Raw genomic sequence first — 15,872 nt, forward strand, 5'->3', positions numbered from 1 at the left:
AAAATACACAAAGAAATGTTATAATGTTTTATACTAGGTGATAGATTTGAAACAGATTTTAATAGTAGAGGACGATGGTGATATACAGGAACTACTTCAAAACTTTTTAGAAGATGTAGGCTATTATGTTAACTTAGCTGGAGATGGTGTGGAAGTCATTACTCATTTTAGAAAAGGAGATTATTAATACAATAATATATGACGTAGAAAGATAGATTGCCGAATATGTAGATTATAAAAGTAACATATGAGATAGAGCTACTGGATTCCCAGTAGCTCTATAAAATTAAGCTAAACTTTTCTTGATTAATTCTTCAACTTCATTATCATTTGGAAAACGATCTGATTCTTTTTTAGAAAAAATAAGTTTATCATCAAGTTTTACTTCAAAGACGCCTCCAGAAGATGGAATTATATTTACCATCTCTAAGGAATTTTTATGCTCATTTAATATGTTCTGTGTTAGAGCAACTGCTCTTCCTAAATAACCTCAAGAAGTACAGTACTCAATACTGATTAATTTTTTCATAAAATCACCTCTATTATTATAATAATCTATACTTACCCAATTAACTATAGATTATTATGATAATAGAGGAAAAATTAAATTATTATCTTTAAATATTGGTCTAGGATAAAGAATACTATAAATAATATAAGAAAAATATCCTTACAACTTATTCAGGATTGCTATTTTGTATTGAGTAGAGGATTTATATAATGCCTATATTCGAAATAGAAAATTTTAATTCTTAAAGTCTTTCTGTTAGATAAATGTTAAATATCTGTTAACTTAATATTAAGTAGTATTAAATATTATTATACTAGTTGCTACAAATGCTCGAAAAAGGTATAGTAATCTAGTAGATGGATAATTTTGCATAATTTGGAATTATTATTATAATTAATTTAGGAGGATAAAAATTGACAGGCAGAAAGAAATGTACCAACAGATATACTAGTATAGGAACCAAAATTACCTTTAGAATTTGCTTGCTTGTAACAGCTGTATGTGTTTCATTGGGAGTATTGACTTATAATAGATCAGCTAAGGCATTAAAGGATAGTTATGTAACAGCATTAGAAAGAATTGTGGAAGATAATTCAAAGATGTTAGGAGAAGATATAAAACATCGGCAGGAAACTGTAAAAGCATTGACTAGAAATGAATCCATAGTATCTATGGATTGGATTAGACAAAAATTAGTCCTAGAAAAAGAGATAGAAAAGCTGGGAGTAATGTCGTATCAAATCTCATTACCTAATGGAGATACTATAAATACAAATGGGGAGAGATTTAGTCTTAAGGGACAGGAAAATTTTGAATTGTCAATTAAGGGAGATACTGTTATAACACCTCCTCTTGTATCAGAAGGTTCTCAAAAATTAATTTCAATTATAACATCTCCAATAGAAAACAATGATGGCAATATAATAGGAATATTAGGTGAAGTATATGATGCGAGAAAGTTTAATGATATAGTAGAAAATATAAAAGTTGGTAATGAAGGATATGCTTTTATTGTTAATAAAGATGGGCAAATCATTGCACATAGCGATGTGGAACAAGTATTAAATAAAAGAAATTATATTATAGAGGGAAATGAAGATAAATCCTATAATGATATGGGAAGAGCTTATGGAGAAATTGTTAATTCAGAGGAAGCAGGGCTTGTAGAATATGAATTTAATAGTGAAACCTATTATAATACATATTCAAAGATTCCTGGAACTGATTGGTATTTAGGTATAACCATATCTAGGTCTGAAGTTAATGCTGAAATTGATGCATTAAAATGGCAAACATTATTATTACTGTTATTATTTATCGTATCTGGAATTATGGTTAGTTGGCTAATAGTACAAAGAATTAGAAAGCCATTATTGGAGATAAAGGATTATGCGGATGCACTGGCTAGATGTGATTTAACTCATAGAATTGCACTAAAAAATAAAGATGAATTTGGACAGACAGCAGAGGCTTTAAATACTGCAATAGAACAATTACAGAATGTGTTATTGATTGTATCTAAAGAAAGTGAAAAGACTTATGAGGGAAATAAACATATAGAAAAATTAATTTCTGGTTTAGAATATCAAATAGCAGAAGCTTCTGCATCTACAGAAGAGATTACAGCTAGTATGGACTTAAGTGCTAATACCGTATCAAACATTGCATCTAGAATATCAAATATGAAGAAGAATATAGAATTATCCTTAGCGAGATCAGAGGACAGCTTTACATTATCGAAAGAAATAGAAAAACGTTCCAATATAATCAGAGATAATAGTATTGATTCTAAGAATGAGGGGATGATCATTTATAAAGAATCAAAAGAAACTTTACAAAAATCCCTTGATGATGTAAAAATAGTCAATAATATAAAGGATTTAGCAAATAGTATAAAGAATATAGCATCTCAAACAAATCTATTGGCATTAAACGCTTCTATTGAAGCAGCACGTGCTGGAGAACATGGTCTTGGATTTGCAGTAGTGGCTAAGGAGGTAAGGGAATTGGCAGAGCAATCGGCAAATACAGTTAACTCAATACAAGAAAATGTAAATCAAGTATTAGAAGCTGTTGGGCAATTAGCTAATTCTGCAGCTAATTTGTTGGAAATGGTAGATACAAGAATATTGAGTAGTTATGATATATTAATAGAAGTTGCAGATTACTATAACTCTGATTGCTCTAAATTTATAGAGATTATAGAAGGGTTGGCTTCAAATTCCAATGAAGTATTTAAATCAGCAGAAGATATTGAAAAAAGCATGGATAATATTTCTTATACTGCCAATGAGGCAGCAGCGGCGTCAGAAGCCATTGCAGCAAATATTCTTGACATAAATAAAGAAAGCGAAAGAATATATGATATAGCTAAGACAGGATATAGTAGTGTAAAGGAATTGAGTAATACAATAAAAGAATTTAAAATATAGGCTGTAAAGAAAAGTGCAGCTTATTTTTCCACATTTAAAGTATGAATTTTAAGAAATTAATAGAATTACTGAAAATATTATGTATAATGAGAGTAGGTGATTTAATATGATTAAAGATAAATTTACAATGAGAATACAAAAACATAATGAAAATATTGAAAGATATACCAATACTTCTAGTTTAATTAGTACTGCTAGATTTATAATATTTATAGCTATTATATCTATTACATACTTAATTATTAAGATAGACTATAAAACTGCTTATTTAGCTATAGACTTTATTTTAGCTATATTGTTTATCTGTTTCATAATATACCACAATGAAATTAAAGAGAAATTAAATTTTTCAAAAGAAATTGTAAGGATAAATAATAGATATTTAGATAGAATTAATGGAAATTGGATTGATTTTAATGATATTGGAGAGGAGTTTATAAATAAGGAGCATAAATATTCCTTTGATTTAGATATAGTAGGAAAAAAGTCTTTGTTTCAGTTTATAAATATAGCTAATACATGGAATGGTAGAAGAAAATTAGCAAAAACTTTGTTGGAAGCTCAGTATAATAAAGATGAAATATACTTAAGGCAAGAAGCTATAAAGGAATTGGGAAGTAAGCTAGATTTTTGCCAAGAATTAGAATATCTAGGAAGAAAACATAAAGAAGAATTACAAAATCCTGAAAGCTTAATCGAATATACTAAAAATAATGAAGAATTGATGAAATCACAGAAGATAAAAAAGTTTCTTCATTTCCTTCCAATATTTGTTATACCATTATCCATAGGAATTATAGTATTTAAAGTTAAAGAAATATATTCATTGATTCCATTACTGATATTATTCCAATATTTATTATGGGTAATAGGGTTTTCCAAACTCAATAGAATATTGATACCAGTTGGAAAATTTAAATCTAATTTAGCGACTTATTTAGATATATTAAAATTAATAGAAAAAGAAAAATTTGAATCTAAAAAATTAAAGGATTTAAAAGAAATCTTATTTAATAAAGGCTACTCATCTGTACTGGGAATAAAAGAACTTGATAGAATTACAGAAAAAATAAATCTAAGATACAATAACGCCTTAATATATTTTTTATTTAATGGACTATTTTTGTGGGATTATGAGTGTGCTTATTTATTGGAGAATTGGAAGAAAGAATATGGTTTAGAAGTAGAAAGGTGGATTGAAGCTATAGGAGAAATTGAAGCATTATCTAGTCTAAGTGTTTTGATACAAATAGAAGAAGATATTTCTTTTCCAACTATTGATAATTCTAAATTAAAAGTAAAAGCAGACAGTTTAGGACATCCACTTATAAATAGTGATATAAGAATATTAAATGATATAGATATGGATAATAATATTTTTATTATTACAGGGTCAAATATGTCGGGAAAGACTACATTTTTAAGGACATTAGGAATCAACTTAGTATTAGCATATAGTGGAGGACCTGTATATGCTAATAAAATGTCTTGCCCAATAGTGAGTATATATACATCTATGAGAGTAACAGATGATTTGAAAAATGGAATATCAACTTTTTATGCAGAGCTTCTTAGAATAAAAGATATTATTAATGAGGCAAAGGAAAATAAAAATATGATTTTTCTTATTGATGAAATCTTTAGAGGAACAAATTCCATAGACAGAATATTGGGAGCCAAAAATGTTCTTGCTAATCTAAATAAACTAGAAGTAATCGGAGCAATAACTACTCATGATTTAGAACTATGTGTGTTGGATAAATATAATAGAATAAAAAACTATCATTTTTCTGAGGAATATAAAGATAATAAAATACATTTTGATTATAAAATTAGATTAGGCAGATCGACCTCAACCAATGCAAAATATTTAATGAAATTAGTAGGTATTGAAATACTAGATGATTAAAAGAAGATTGTAAGAAGATTGTAAGAAGTAAACTATATAATTTAGACTGTAAGGAAAATTACAGTCTATTTTTTATTTAAAGGGAGGATTTAAAATGATTATACTAAAAGCAGTGAATCTGAAAAAGTATTATGACAAGGATGTGAATATAGTAAAAGCTCTTGATGGAGTTGATGTTGAGATAAAAAAGGGTGAATTTGTTTCTATTGTCGGCACATCAGGCAGTGGAAAAAGTACATTACTACATATGTTAGGAGGCCTAGATAGGGCAACTGATGGAAAGGTATATGTGGATGATAAAGATATTTTTTCTATGACTGATGATCAGTTGACGGTATTTAGACGTAGAAATATAGGATTTGTATTTCAAAACTATAATCTAGTTCCTATACTAAATGTCTATGAGAATATTGTACTTCCTATTGAACTTGACGGTAATAAAATAGATAAGAATCATGTAGATAATATTATTAAAACCCTTGGTCTTACTGAAAAGATCAATAATTTACCTAATAATTTATCTGGAGGACAACAACAGCGAGTTGCCATAGCTAGAGCCCTTGCTACAAAACCAGCTATAATTTTAGCTGATGAACCTACAGGTAACTTAGATAGTAAAACAAGTCAGGAGGTATTAGGCCTTTTAAAGATAACCAGTGAAAAGTTTAATCAGACAATAGTTATGATTACTCACAATGAAGAGATTGCTCAACTTGCAGATAGAACTATTCGTATTGAAGATGGGCAGATTGTAAGAGGTGATAGATAATGTATGAAAATAATAACAAGGCTATTGTAAAAAAATTAGCAAAACGCAGTATTAAAGCTAATAGAATGAGAAATATTTTTGCTGTCCTAGCTATTATACTTACAACTGTGTTATTTACAACGGTGTTTACCATAGGAATGAGTATGGTTAAGTCTGTTGAATATAGTACTATGAGGCAAGTAGGTACTTCAAGTCATGGAGGATTTAAATATCTTACAACAGAAGAGTACGAAATTATAAAGAAACATAAGGACATAAAAGAATATGGAATAACTGTTCCAGTAGCTCTTGCAGAAAATCCAGAACTTGCAAAAAGACAAATTGAAATGGGCTATGTAGATGAAAATGAAGCTAAATATAGTTTTATATCCCCTCTTAATAAAGGTGCTATGCCAAAGAAAGAAAATGAAATTGTACTAGATACTATAACTTTAGATATGTTAGGTTTAGGCCATGAATTAGGGCAAAGTATTACTTTAGATTATAGTATTGATGGCAAATATTATAGCAAGGATTTTGTTTTAACTGGATATTATGAAGGTGATATTGTATCCATGGCAAGCTCAGCTTGTGTATCAAAAGAATTTATAGAGAAAAACCTTTCAGATATAGACCAGAAACGTTCTAAAGAAGACGGTTCTTATACAGGTACAATCCTTCTTGATGTAATGCTCAATAATAAATTTAATATTGAAGAAAAGTTACTTAAAATATTACATGATAGTGGTTTTGAAGAAGGTAGTATTTCCTATGGAATAAACTGGGCATATATGGGTAATGATTCATCTATAGGATTAGGTGATGTACTGACATTATTGGGTTTATTATCATTAATAATGTTAAGCGGTTATCTTATTATATACAATTTATTTTATATATCAGTTGTGAAGGATGTACGATTTTATGGACTTCTTAAAACAATAGGTACAACATCAAGACAACTAAGAAAACTAATTATCAAACAGGCAATGATACTTTCTTTTATAGGTGTTCCTATTGGATTAGCTATTGGATATTTAGTAGGAATCATCCTTTTACCATATGTTCTACAAATTTTGACATTTTCACATTCTGCTATTTCAATAAATCCTATTATATTTATTGGATCTGCATTATTTTCAATTATCACTGTACTAGTAAGCTGCAACAAACCTGCTAGATATGCAGCTAAAACATCTCCTATGGAAGCAGTTAGATATACAGGTCTATCCAATTATGGGAAGAAAAAGACCAAAAAGTCTGCGAAGGGTATAAGGCTATATAAGATGGCATTTTCTAATCTATTCAGAAATAAGAAAAAGGCTTTCGTAGTCATAATTTCTCTTTCACTTAGTATGATTTTGCTGAATAGTGTCTACACAATTGTCTCTGGTTTTGATATAGATAAATACTTAAGTGGACGAGCTGGTACAGACTTTACAATAGGTGATGCTGCTTTTTATAGATGGCGTTTTGAGGAGGAAAATCCCAATGCTGTTACAGAAGAATTATGTAATGAAATAGAACAGCTTGCAGGTGTTGAAGGTATTGGTAAATTATATAACAGACAAATAATTATACCAACTACTGATGAAATAGAACTATTAGCTAAAGATAAACTGGAAACAGCAGATACGATATATGCATCTGCTTTGGAAAATATTATTAGAGATAAAGAGATACAGATTGATATTTATGGTATAGATAATATACTTTATCCGTTGCTTAATAAATATGTAGTTGAGGGAGAATTTAACAGTAAGTTATTTAAAACTGGAAATTATGTAATAATGGTAAAGAAGAGCTGGGATATAAATATTTATAGTGTTGGTGATAAGATAACTTTATCATCTGATAAAGAGCAAAACAAAGAATATACAGTTATGGCAATTGTAAATAATTTACCATTACATATGTATAGTGGGAAATTTATTGTAGGTGCAGTTAACATATATATTCCATCGGAGGAATATGCAAGATATACAGATAATCTTTCAATAATGACTGCATTATTTAACGTAGAAGATGAATATATTCCCAGAGTAGATCAGTATATTCAAAATAAGATAGAAGAAATTCCAACTCTTGACTATCGTTCAAAAGCAGTTTATGAACAGGAGTATAATGATATGATAAACACTTACAATGCCGTAGGATATACTTTAAGTCTTATTATTGGATTAATCGGCATACTGAATTTTATAAATGTTATGATTACAAGTATTATATCCCGTAGACAGGAATTTGCAACAATACAAAGTATAGGTATGACAAATAAACAACTTAAAAAAATGCTTATTTTTGAGGGACTATACTATGCTTTAATTACTTTTGCTGTTGTTTTGATAGTAGGTATACCAACTATTTATTTTGGGGTTAACTCATATGCTGGGCGAATGTCATTCTTTAGTTATCACTTTACCATATTGCCAATAGTTATATGTATGCCTATTTTAATTATTATTTCTGGATTAATACCTGTTTTATGCTTTACTAATATTAACAATATCAGTGTAGTTGAAAGGCTAAGAGAAATAGAATAATTTAAAATACATAAACGGGCTAGAAATAGTCCGTTTCATGTTATAATATATCACATAAAAGGTAAAGGATCTGATTATATGAGTACTATATTAATAATAGAAGACGATAAGCTGCTAAATGAAGGAGTATCCTTTTCTTTGCAAGGTGAAGGATATATAGTATTATCAGCATATAATGGCAAACAGGCTATGGAATTATTGAATTATAATCCTGATTTGATAATATTAGATATAAATCTTCCTGATAAGAATGGTATGACACTTTGCGAATATATTAGAGAAGATATGAGCGTACCTATTATCTTTCTAACGGCTAAAGATACAGAAGAGGATATAGTAAAGGGCTTTAAAGTAGGGGGAGATGATTATATAACGAAGCCATTTTCTTTACCTATATTGAAGGAGAGGATAAAGGCTGTGATGAAACGCAGAATTAGGGAAAGGGATAGTATATATTATTATCAAGATCTTATATTTGACTTTACTAAGCTGAAATTTATTAAAGATGATGTAGAAATATCTATTACTGCAACAGAAGTAAAACTATTGGAACTATTTATTCAGAATAAGGGAAAGGTACTGACAAGAACACAAATACTTGATAAAATTTGGGATATAGATGGTGACTTTGTAGATGAAAATACTATTAGTGTAAATATTCGAAGACTTAGAGCTAAAATTGAAGATGACCCATCAAAGCCTATCTTTATTAAAACCGTATTTGGTATAGGATATATATGGGGTGATGATAGGTGAGGTATTCCATAAAGAAATTGGTTATTGTTACTATTATATCAATAATAATTCTTTCTGCTTTTTTCCTAGGAATCATTTCAAATCTTCTTTCCAATTTTGATATAAATATAGTTGGGTTAGTATCAATTTTTTCTGTTGCTATAATAGCTATCTGCACTATATTTGTTTTCTTAGTATCTAAAAATGTGAATACTACACTTGAGGCTTTGAGTCAGACTATTGAGTCAATAATAGATGATAATCCAAGGGATATTTTTTCTACAATTGAGGATACTATGCTTTCCAAATTACAAAGTCAGGTAATAAAACTGTCGGATATTTTAAAGTCACATAATATTAGGCAGAGAAAAGAAAAAGATGACTTAACATCATTGATTTCAGATATATCCCATCAGCTTAAAACACCACTTGCTAACCTTAATATATACAATTCACTATTATTAGACACTAGTCTTTCAGATGATAGAAGGATAGAATTTACTAAAAATATGCAAAGTCAAATTGAAAAGTTAAATTGGCTTATGGAGTCCTTAATTAAGATGTCAAGGCTAGAAACTGGAATTATAAAATTAAATATAAAAAATCAATCCATAACACAGACTGTATTGCAGACAATACTTATGGTATCACCAAAGGCAGAACAAAAAGGAATCAATATTACATTTAGTAGTGAAAAGGATATAATCTGTAATCATGATACTAAGTGGACACAGGAAGCCATATTTAATATTTTAGATAATGGAATAAAATATAGTCCAGATAATACTGAAATACACGTGTCAATAATAAAATATGAATTGTTTTGCAGAATAGATATAGAAGATAAAGGTGATGGAATAATAGAAGCAGACATTAATAAAATTTTTACAAGGTTCTATAGAGGTGAAAATCCTAAGAATATAGATGGTGTAGGAATAGGGCTGTTTTTATCTAGAAAGATTGTTTCTCAGCAGGGAGGATATATTAAAGTAAAATCTATATTGGGAGAAGGTTCCGTATTCTCCGTATTTTTACCTTTTGAAATATAGTTTAGTAGAAAATAATTAAAAATCTTGATAAAGTAAAGAAATAAGTTATAGAGATTAAAGATAATAAATATATAGAATTTTATTACATTAATAAAAGATAAAACACAGGATATTAATTCTAATATCCTGTGTTTTACATTAAAATAATATTTTTATTTCCATTTATAATCTAATTTAACTAATTCTTCAGGTTCACCATATATAGCGAAATCGAGCAAGTCCTTTACAATTCTTGTTTGTAATTGGGTATCAAATGCCCTGCCAAAAGTTCTTCCAAGTGGAAAGCGTATATGCATCATTCTTGGAGGTCTAACCTTTTCTACAACCTTAGGTAAATGAACAATCGATGCTGTTCTTATACCACGAGATTCTATCTCTCGCTGAATCAATCCTACAGATTGATGACATATATATCATCCAGGAGATAATAATGCTATATCCACATTATCTTCTACTAATATATCAGCTATTTCAGGAGCAGATTCATTGATTAATAGATCAACCTTAGGAATATAGCCCATAATCCCAAAATGACGAGGAGCTACATCCTTAATATATTCTTCATTCTTTAGATTTCTAAGAATTTCTAAAGGAAACACACAATTAATATCTCTTAAAGCTTCTTTTTTATCATAGTGATCATGGGTAATTGTCAAATCATCAAAATCAACATCTCTAGGAATTAATCTAAGGGTATGATCTCCATTAGTATTAAAAGGTTTGTCTTTTTTAAGATGAACTCCTGCAGTAGTTATAAAGGCTACTTTTGAATCCTTTAAAGTTTTATTTATCTCTGCTATGGGAGGCGAAGAAGTTATACTGTTCACCATAAATTCTGCAACTTTACCAATTATTTTTTGTTTTAAACCTATATTATTTTTTATCATATGAACTTTTCCTTATACTTTATTTTTAGTTAACTTTATTTTATATATACCTTAACGAAAGAAATATAATCCATTGTTTTAATGCTATTAATTACCTATTATTTATTATTTAAACCATTTAATTAGATAAATATATGTTATTATATAGTTGCATTTATAAATAAAAATAGATTTAAAATAAAATTACCCAGAATTATTAATTAGGAAAGGGGCAAAAGATAGTAAATCACATAATTAGGGCTATAATATATTTCTCTGGAGTTACCCAAAATGATATAAAGGAAATGTATGAAGAAATAATAGATAATACAGATGAAGATATAAGAGGTTTTGCTGATATGATAGAAAAAATATTACAACAAAATTATATATCTGTTGTAGGCGCAGAACAGCATATAAGAGAAAATAAGAATTTATTTGACAGTATAAAGACCTTTAAAAATATGATATAATCTAAATAATAAAGTAAGATTAGTAAAAATATTAGGACACTTGGAGGAAAGACAGATGGCATTTAGTAGGATTAGAACATTTTTTTTACTCATAGCATTAATAGTATTAATAGTTATCTTTTTTAATGTATTCCAAAGACTTCCTTTTCTAAATAGAGGTTTTATCTCATCAGAAAAGATAATAGTTATAGATTCGGGACATGGTGGAAAAGATTCTGGCACAATTAGTGTCAACAATCATTATGAAAAGGATATCAATCTAGAAATAGGTAAAAAATTGTACAAAAAGCTTAAATCTATGGGTTATAAAGTTATTCTAACTAGAGAGACTGATGAATTTTTAGATAATAACCATAGGGCTGATATAGCTAATGAGAATAAAGCTGAGATATTTATTAGTATTCATGGTAATGCGATGGAAAATAATAATAATATAAATGGTATTCAAGTATTATATTATCCAAATAGAGAGGGCACTAATAGTACATTAGCTCAGATGATATTAGATGAAATGGTAAAAGATACAGGAGCCCTTGATAAAGGGATTGTAGATAGGGAGGATTTAATAGTTCTAAATCAAACTAAAATGCCAGCTATAATAATTGAGTATGGTTTTTTATCTAATGAAGATGAAGAAAAACTTCTGTTGACTAATTCTTACCAAAATAAAGTAGTAGGTTCTATAGCAGAAGGATTAAAAAAATATTTTAGTTTAAATTCATAAAGTCAGAAGATCAAAATAATGAGTAAAAGAATACAAATTGAGGCATTAATATAATGCCTCAATTTTTTAAATTTTAGATTATATTTAGACTTGGTTTTATTAAAAGATTTTAGGGAAATAAAAAAAGGGTTTACATGGAAATAATCTCTATTATATAATATCTATAAACTAGAAAATATATATTATATACAGAAAGGATGCTGATACTATTTGAATATGTTGACTCAGAAATTGAAAGAGGTTACATTTGCTGTATTACCAATTACACTTATGGTGCTGATTCTAAACTTCACTATAGCCCCAATAGGAGCAAATTTAATTTGGAAGTTTATAGTTGGAGCAATATTTATTATATTTGGTTTAGCTATATTTCTATTTGGGGCAGAGTTAGGAATCCAGCCCATAGGCACTTTAATGGGTTCATCTCTAACAAGAACCAAAAACATTTGGCTTATAATAATCTTTGGATTTATTCTTGGATTTTTTATAAATGTTGCAGAACCTGACTTATTAGTTCTGGCAAGACAGGTAAGTGAAGTAACTTCTGGAGTACTATCCCAGACAAGTATTGTAATTGTAGTTTCAATAGGAGTAGGTGTATTAGTTACCGTTGGATTATTAAGGATTATATTCAATATTCCATTACACAAACTCTTAACGCTATTATATGGCATAATATTTTTTCTAGTAATCCTATCACCTAAAGAATTTCTAGGAATAGCATTCGATTCAGGTGGAGCCACGACAGGCTCAATGACAGTACCCTTTATTCTGGCACTAGGCTTAGGTGTGTCTTCAACACAGGGTGGAAAGGCATCTGAAGAATCAAGCTTTGGATTAGTTGGCATAGCTTCTGCTGGTCCTATGATGGCAGTCCTTATAATGAGCCTGTTTTCAGGCATAAAATCTCTAACAGGAAGCTTACCTTATCACTCTGTTAATACGAAGGGTATATTAGCTTCCTTCATACAAGAAATACCAGTGATATCAATGGAAGTTATAATGGCTATGATTCCATTATTATTCTTATTTTTTATATTTCAAATTATATTTTTTAAACTATCTAAAAAACAACTTAATAAAATTTTAAAAGGTTTGATTTATACATTTATAGGCTTTGTATTATTCTTAACTGGAGTAAATGCAGGGTTTATGGAGGCAGGAACTGCTATAGGACATGCTGCTGCATCTCTTGATAGAAATTGGATTGTTGTAGCAATGGGCTTTGTTCTTGGATTTACAGTAATATTTGCAGAACCAGCAGTATATGTATTAAATGAACAAATTGAAGAAGTTACTAGTGGGCATATTAAAAAGAAAGTAATCTTATATACATTATCAATAGGAGTTGCAGTTGCAGTATCTCTCTCTATGATAAGAATATTAATTCCTAGCATTAAATTATGGCACTTTCTTGTACCAGGATATTTATTAGCAATAACATTGTCTTATTTTGCACCTAAACTATTTGTAGGTATTGCCTTTGACTCAGGTGGAGTAGCCTCAGGTCCAATGACTGCTACCTTTATATTGGCATTTGCTCAAGGTGTAGCAGAGGCAATAGAGGGGGCAGATGTATTAATGGATGCTTTTGGTGTAATTGCTATGGTAGCACTGACACCTTTAATTGCTATACAGATATTGGGATTAATATATGAACGTAAGGCTGGAAAAAAGGAGTTGAGCTAAGTTGGAATTAGATATGATCAATAAAGAACTAGTTTTATCAGTTGTTGTAGTAAACTCGGGAAATGGAAGCAAGGTTTTAAAGGAAGCAAAAAAAATTGGTGTGGCAGGAGGGACTATTTTTTTAGGGAGAGGAACAGTTAAGAATCATATTTTAGAAATATTGGGACTTGATGAAGCAAAGAAAGAAATAGTACTAATGATTTCAGAAGATAAACTTGAAGATCAGATTCATGAAGTTTTAACTGAAAAGTTTCATCTAAATAAACCTAACCATGGAATAATTTTCTCTTCACCTGTAAAGAAGGTTTTAGGTGTAAAAAGTTATGGGGGGTCTAATTTTAATCCAAGAACAGGAGGACAAGAGAATATGGAATATGAAGTGATTTTTACTATAGTAGAGAGAGGACTTGGAGAAGAAGTTGTAGATGCCGCTACTTCAGCAGGATCGAGAGGGGCAACTATTATTAATGCAAGAGGCTCAGGAATACATGAGAATACTATGTTTTTTTCGATGAATATTGAACCGGAGAAAGAAGTAGTTATGATAATAATTGAAAAGGAAAAATCAGATATAATAATAAAATCCATAAAAGAAACTATGGATATTGATGAACCAGGTAAAGGTATAATGTTTGTTATGGATGTTAATAAAACTTCAGGATTATTTAAATACAATGATTTAAGTTAGATATTAAAGCCAGTTAGGAAATCTTATATTTTCTTAACTGGCTTTAATATATTTTAACCAAGAAATTCAGGTTCTTTAATAATGTCAGATCGTATTGCCTTTTGAACAATCGTAAAATGAATTTTATTATTACTATATAGGTCATAAGGATATATTGCACCACAATTTCTGCATTCAATATATTCATTACTACTTAATAACTCCCTATTATCGAATAAAAAGGGTAATGTTTCATCTTCATCACTCCAATTTTTTGTCAAAGGTGTCTCTAATTTATATGTATATAAATAAGTAGCCTCCCTCTTAATTTCAAAATATACTCCTTTGCATTTAGGACATATCAAGGATTCATTAATATCCATAATTCACATTCCTTTCTAAGATGGCAAGATTTAACTTTGGGTTATTTAATATTATTAACTTTATTAAGATTATATATTACAAAATCAAGGATAACTATTGACCTTGACGTAGCGTAAAGGTGTATAGGAAACTTACAAGGAGGTGAATGAAATGGAATATACGGTGCAAAGGTTGGCTAATCTAGCAGGGATTAGTAGTAGAACACTTAGGTATTATGATGAAATAGGAATTCTTAAGTCAGCAAGAATTAATTCATCGGGATATCGAATATACAGCAATGAGGAAGTTGATAGATTACAACAGATATTATTCTATAGAGAATTAGGTATGGATTTAGAGAGTATAAAAGATATAGTGTCATCAACTTCTTTTGATGAATCAGCTGCACTTATAGAACATCGTGAAAAACTCCTTGAAAAAAGAAATCAGATAGATTTATTGATAGCTAATGTAGATAAGACTATAGCATTAAAGGAAGGGAGATTTAAAATGAGTGATCAAGAAAAATTTGAAGGCTTTAAACAAAAAATGATTAGTGAAAATGATGAGAAATTCGGAAAAGAAGCTAGGGAAAAGCATGGAAGTGAGCAGGTAGATAAATCAAATAAAATGCTAAAAAATATGACTGAAGAACAATATAAAGAGTTACAGAAACTTAATTCTAATATGATGGAGACATTAAAATCAGCATATGATACTAAGGATCCAGGAGGAGAACTAGCACAAAAAGCAGTAGATTTACATCGCCAGTGGTTAAGCTACTTTTGTGATTCTTATACCAAAGAATTACATGTTAACCTTGCTCAAATGTATGTTGATGATGAAAGATTTAAGGCATATTATGATAAGGAGCAGCCTGGGTTAGCAGTATTTTTAAGAGATGCAGTTCGTATTTATATCAATATGAGTTAAAATAAGATTGTTGTAGATAAGTAACTAATCTATAGCCTTTCTTAAATATTAAAGCAAACATAAGGAATTAATCTGTTTAGCGTTCAGCACAAAGACTTTAACACCCCATTTTTTAAGAAGTTATCATTACGAAGCTTTTCAAGAAGAACATTAGCACCATCCTGATTGTTAGGAACGGAGAAAATGGTTAATATTAATAGCTCAATATTTACAAAGTGAAATAAATTGTA

General features: G+C 29.1%; 16 protein-coding genes. 12 read left to right on the forward strand and 4 right to left on the reverse strand.

The annotated features are described in order from the left end of the window. The first annotated feature begins 46 nt into the window (after positions 1-46). Positions 47-187 (forward strand): hypothetical protein, encoded by a 141-nt coding sequence (locus RBU61_RS07095; protein WP_308878933.1) that lies wholly within the window; start codon positions 47-49, stop codon positions 185-187. A gap of 99 nt (positions 188-286) precedes the next feature. Here the strand turns inward: RBU61_RS07095 and RBU61_RS07100 are convergent, their stop codons facing one another. After that, a complete protein-coding gene (locus RBU61_RS07100) occupies positions 287-529 on the reverse strand; it encodes a SelT/SelW/SelH family (seleno)protein (protein WP_308878934.1) in 243 nt (80 codons plus the stop codon). A 395-nt stretch (positions 530-924) separates the two neighbouring features. Between RBU61_RS07100 and RBU61_RS07105 the strand changes: the two genes are divergently transcribed. The 6 genes from RBU61_RS07105 (at position 925) to RBU61_RS07130 (ending at position 9,927) form a co-directional block, all read left to right on the forward strand. After that, the gene (locus RBU61_RS07105) at positions 925-2,943 is read left to right on the forward strand and encodes a methyl-accepting chemotaxis protein (RefSeq protein WP_308878936.1); all 2,019 of its coding nucleotides are present in this window, start codon (positions 925-927) and stop codon (positions 2,941-2,943) included. A 106-nt stretch (positions 2,944-3,049) separates the two neighbouring features. Beyond that, entirely contained in the window at positions 3,050-4,852 is a 1,803-nt protein-coding gene (locus RBU61_RS07110; protein ID WP_308878937.1) for a DNA mismatch repair protein, read from the forward strand. A 94-nt stretch (positions 4,853-4,946) separates the two neighbouring features. After that, on the forward strand, positions 4,947-5,621 hold the full coding sequence (locus RBU61_RS07115) for an ABC transporter ATP-binding protein (RefSeq protein WP_308878938.1): 675 nt from the start codon (positions 4,947-4,949) through the stop codon (positions 5,619-5,621). Further along, positions 5,621-8,143, forward strand: coding sequence for an FtsX-like permease family protein (locus RBU61_RS07120; protein ID WP_308878939.1), 2,523 nt, complete (start codon positions 5,621-5,623; stop codon positions 8,141-8,143). The genes RBU61_RS07115 and RBU61_RS07120 overlap by 1 nt, the downstream gene beginning before the upstream one ends. A gap of 78 nt (positions 8,144-8,221) precedes the next feature. After that, positions 8,222-8,899 (forward strand): response regulator transcription factor, encoded by a 678-nt coding sequence (locus tag RBU61_RS07125; protein ID WP_308878940.1) that lies wholly within the window; start codon positions 8,222-8,224, stop codon positions 8,897-8,899. Continuing rightward, positions 8,896-9,927: a HAMP domain-containing sensor histidine kinase gene (locus RBU61_RS07130; RefSeq protein ID WP_308878941.1), complete on the forward strand. Its 1,032-nt coding sequence runs from the start codon at positions 8,896-8,898 to the stop codon at positions 9,925-9,927. Before RBU61_RS07125 ends, RBU61_RS07130 begins: the two co-directional genes overlap by 4 nt. A 152-nt stretch (positions 9,928-10,079) precedes the next feature. Here the strand turns inward: RBU61_RS07130 and RBU61_RS07135 are convergent, their stop codons facing one another. Both RBU61_RS07135 and RBU61_RS07140 read right to left on the reverse strand, forming a co-directional pair. Then, entirely contained in the window at positions 10,080-10,316 is a 237-nt protein-coding gene (locus tag RBU61_RS07135) for a hypothetical protein (protein ID WP_308878943.1), read from the reverse strand. A 24-nt stretch (positions 10,317-10,340) separates the two neighbouring features. Beyond that, positions 10,341-10,814 carry a glycine/sarcosine/betaine reductase selenoprotein B family protein gene (locus tag RBU61_RS07140; protein ID WP_308878944.1) on the reverse strand — a complete coding sequence of 158 codons (474 nt, stop codon included), beginning with the start codon at positions 10,812-10,814 and terminating at the stop codon, positions 10,341-10,343. Between the two features lie 245 nt (positions 10,815-11,059). On the opposite strand from RBU61_RS07140, the gene RBU61_RS07145 reads away from it, so the two are divergent. The 4 genes from RBU61_RS07145 (at position 11,060) to RBU61_RS07160 (ending at position 14,367) form a co-directional block, all read left to right on the forward strand. Further along, positions 11,060-11,266 (forward strand): hypothetical protein, encoded by a 207-nt coding sequence (locus RBU61_RS07145; RefSeq protein ID WP_374212517.1) that lies wholly within the window; start codon positions 11,060-11,062, stop codon positions 11,264-11,266. 55 nt (positions 11,267-11,321) lie between these two features. After that, positions 11,322-11,990 (forward strand): N-acetylmuramoyl-L-alanine amidase, encoded by a 669-nt coding sequence (locus tag RBU61_RS07150; protein ID WP_308878946.1) that lies wholly within the window; start codon positions 11,322-11,324, stop codon positions 11,988-11,990. A gap of 216 nt (positions 11,991-12,206) precedes the next feature. Continuing rightward, positions 12,207-13,679: a DUF1538 domain-containing protein gene (locus tag RBU61_RS07155; RefSeq protein ID WP_308879788.1), complete on the forward strand. Its 1,473-nt coding sequence runs from the start codon at positions 12,207-12,209 to the stop codon at positions 13,677-13,679. Position 13,680: 1 nt separating this feature from the next. Further along, positions 13,681-14,367, forward strand: coding sequence for a P-II family nitrogen regulator (locus tag RBU61_RS07160; protein WP_308878947.1), 687 nt, complete (start codon positions 13,681-13,683; stop codon positions 14,365-14,367). A 53-nt stretch (positions 14,368-14,420) separates the two neighbouring features. Here the strand turns inward: RBU61_RS07160 and RBU61_RS07165 are convergent, their stop codons facing one another. Further along, on the reverse strand, positions 14,421-14,729 hold the full coding sequence (locus RBU61_RS07165; RefSeq protein ID WP_308878948.1) for a hypothetical protein: 309 nt from the start codon (positions 14,727-14,729) through the stop codon (positions 14,421-14,423). Between the two features lie 151 nt (positions 14,730-14,880). On the opposite strand from RBU61_RS07165, the gene RBU61_RS07170 reads away from it, so the two are divergent. Further along, on the forward strand, positions 14,881-15,642 hold the full coding sequence (locus RBU61_RS07170) for a MerR family transcriptional regulator (RefSeq protein WP_308878949.1): 762 nt from the start codon (positions 14,881-14,883) through the stop codon (positions 15,640-15,642). Positions 15,643-15,872 lie beyond the last annotated feature (230 nt).

The organism is Tissierella sp. MB52-C2, assembly GCF_030931715.1.
In the GTDB taxonomy this organism is placed as follows: Bacteria; Bacillota; Clostridia; order Tissierellales; family Tissierellaceae; genus Tissierella.

What these genes read in the sequence shown, in the direction of transcription:
- RBU61_RS07155 (WP_308879788.1), top strand. Translation starts at nt 12,207, where the DNA reads ATGTTGACTCAGAAATTGAAAGAGGTTACATTTGCTGTATTACCAATT.
- RBU61_RS07115 (WP_308878938.1), top strand. Translation starts at nt 4,947, where the DNA reads ATGATTATACTAAAAGCAGTGAATCTGAAAAAGTATTATGACAAGGAT.
- RBU61_RS07170 (WP_308878949.1), top strand. Translation starts at nt 14,881, where the DNA reads ATGGAATATACGGTGCAAAGGTTGGCTAATCTAGCAGGGATTAGTAGT.
- RBU61_RS07120 (WP_308878939.1), top strand. Translation starts at nt 5,621, where the DNA reads ATGTATGAAAATAATAACAAGGCTATTGTAAAAAAATTAGCAAAACGC.
- RBU61_RS07110 (WP_308878937.1), top strand. Translation starts at nt 3,050, where the DNA reads ATGATTAAAGATAAATTTACAATGAGAATACAAAAACATAATGAAAAT.
- RBU61_RS07125 (WP_308878940.1), top strand. Translation starts at nt 8,222, where the DNA reads ATGAGTACTATATTAATAATAGAAGACGATAAGCTGCTAAATGAAGGA.
- RBU61_RS07165 (WP_308878948.1), bottom strand. Translation starts at nt 14,729, where the DNA reads ATGGATATTAATGAATCCTTGATATGTCCTAAATGCAAAGGAGTATAT.
- RBU61_RS07140 (WP_308878944.1), bottom strand. Translation starts at nt 10,814, where the DNA reads ATGATAAAAAATAATATAGGTTTAAAACAAAAAATAATTGGTAAAGTT.
- RBU61_RS07150 (WP_308878946.1), top strand. Translation starts at nt 11,322, where the DNA reads ATGGCATTTAGTAGGATTAGAACATTTTTTTTACTCATAGCATTAATA.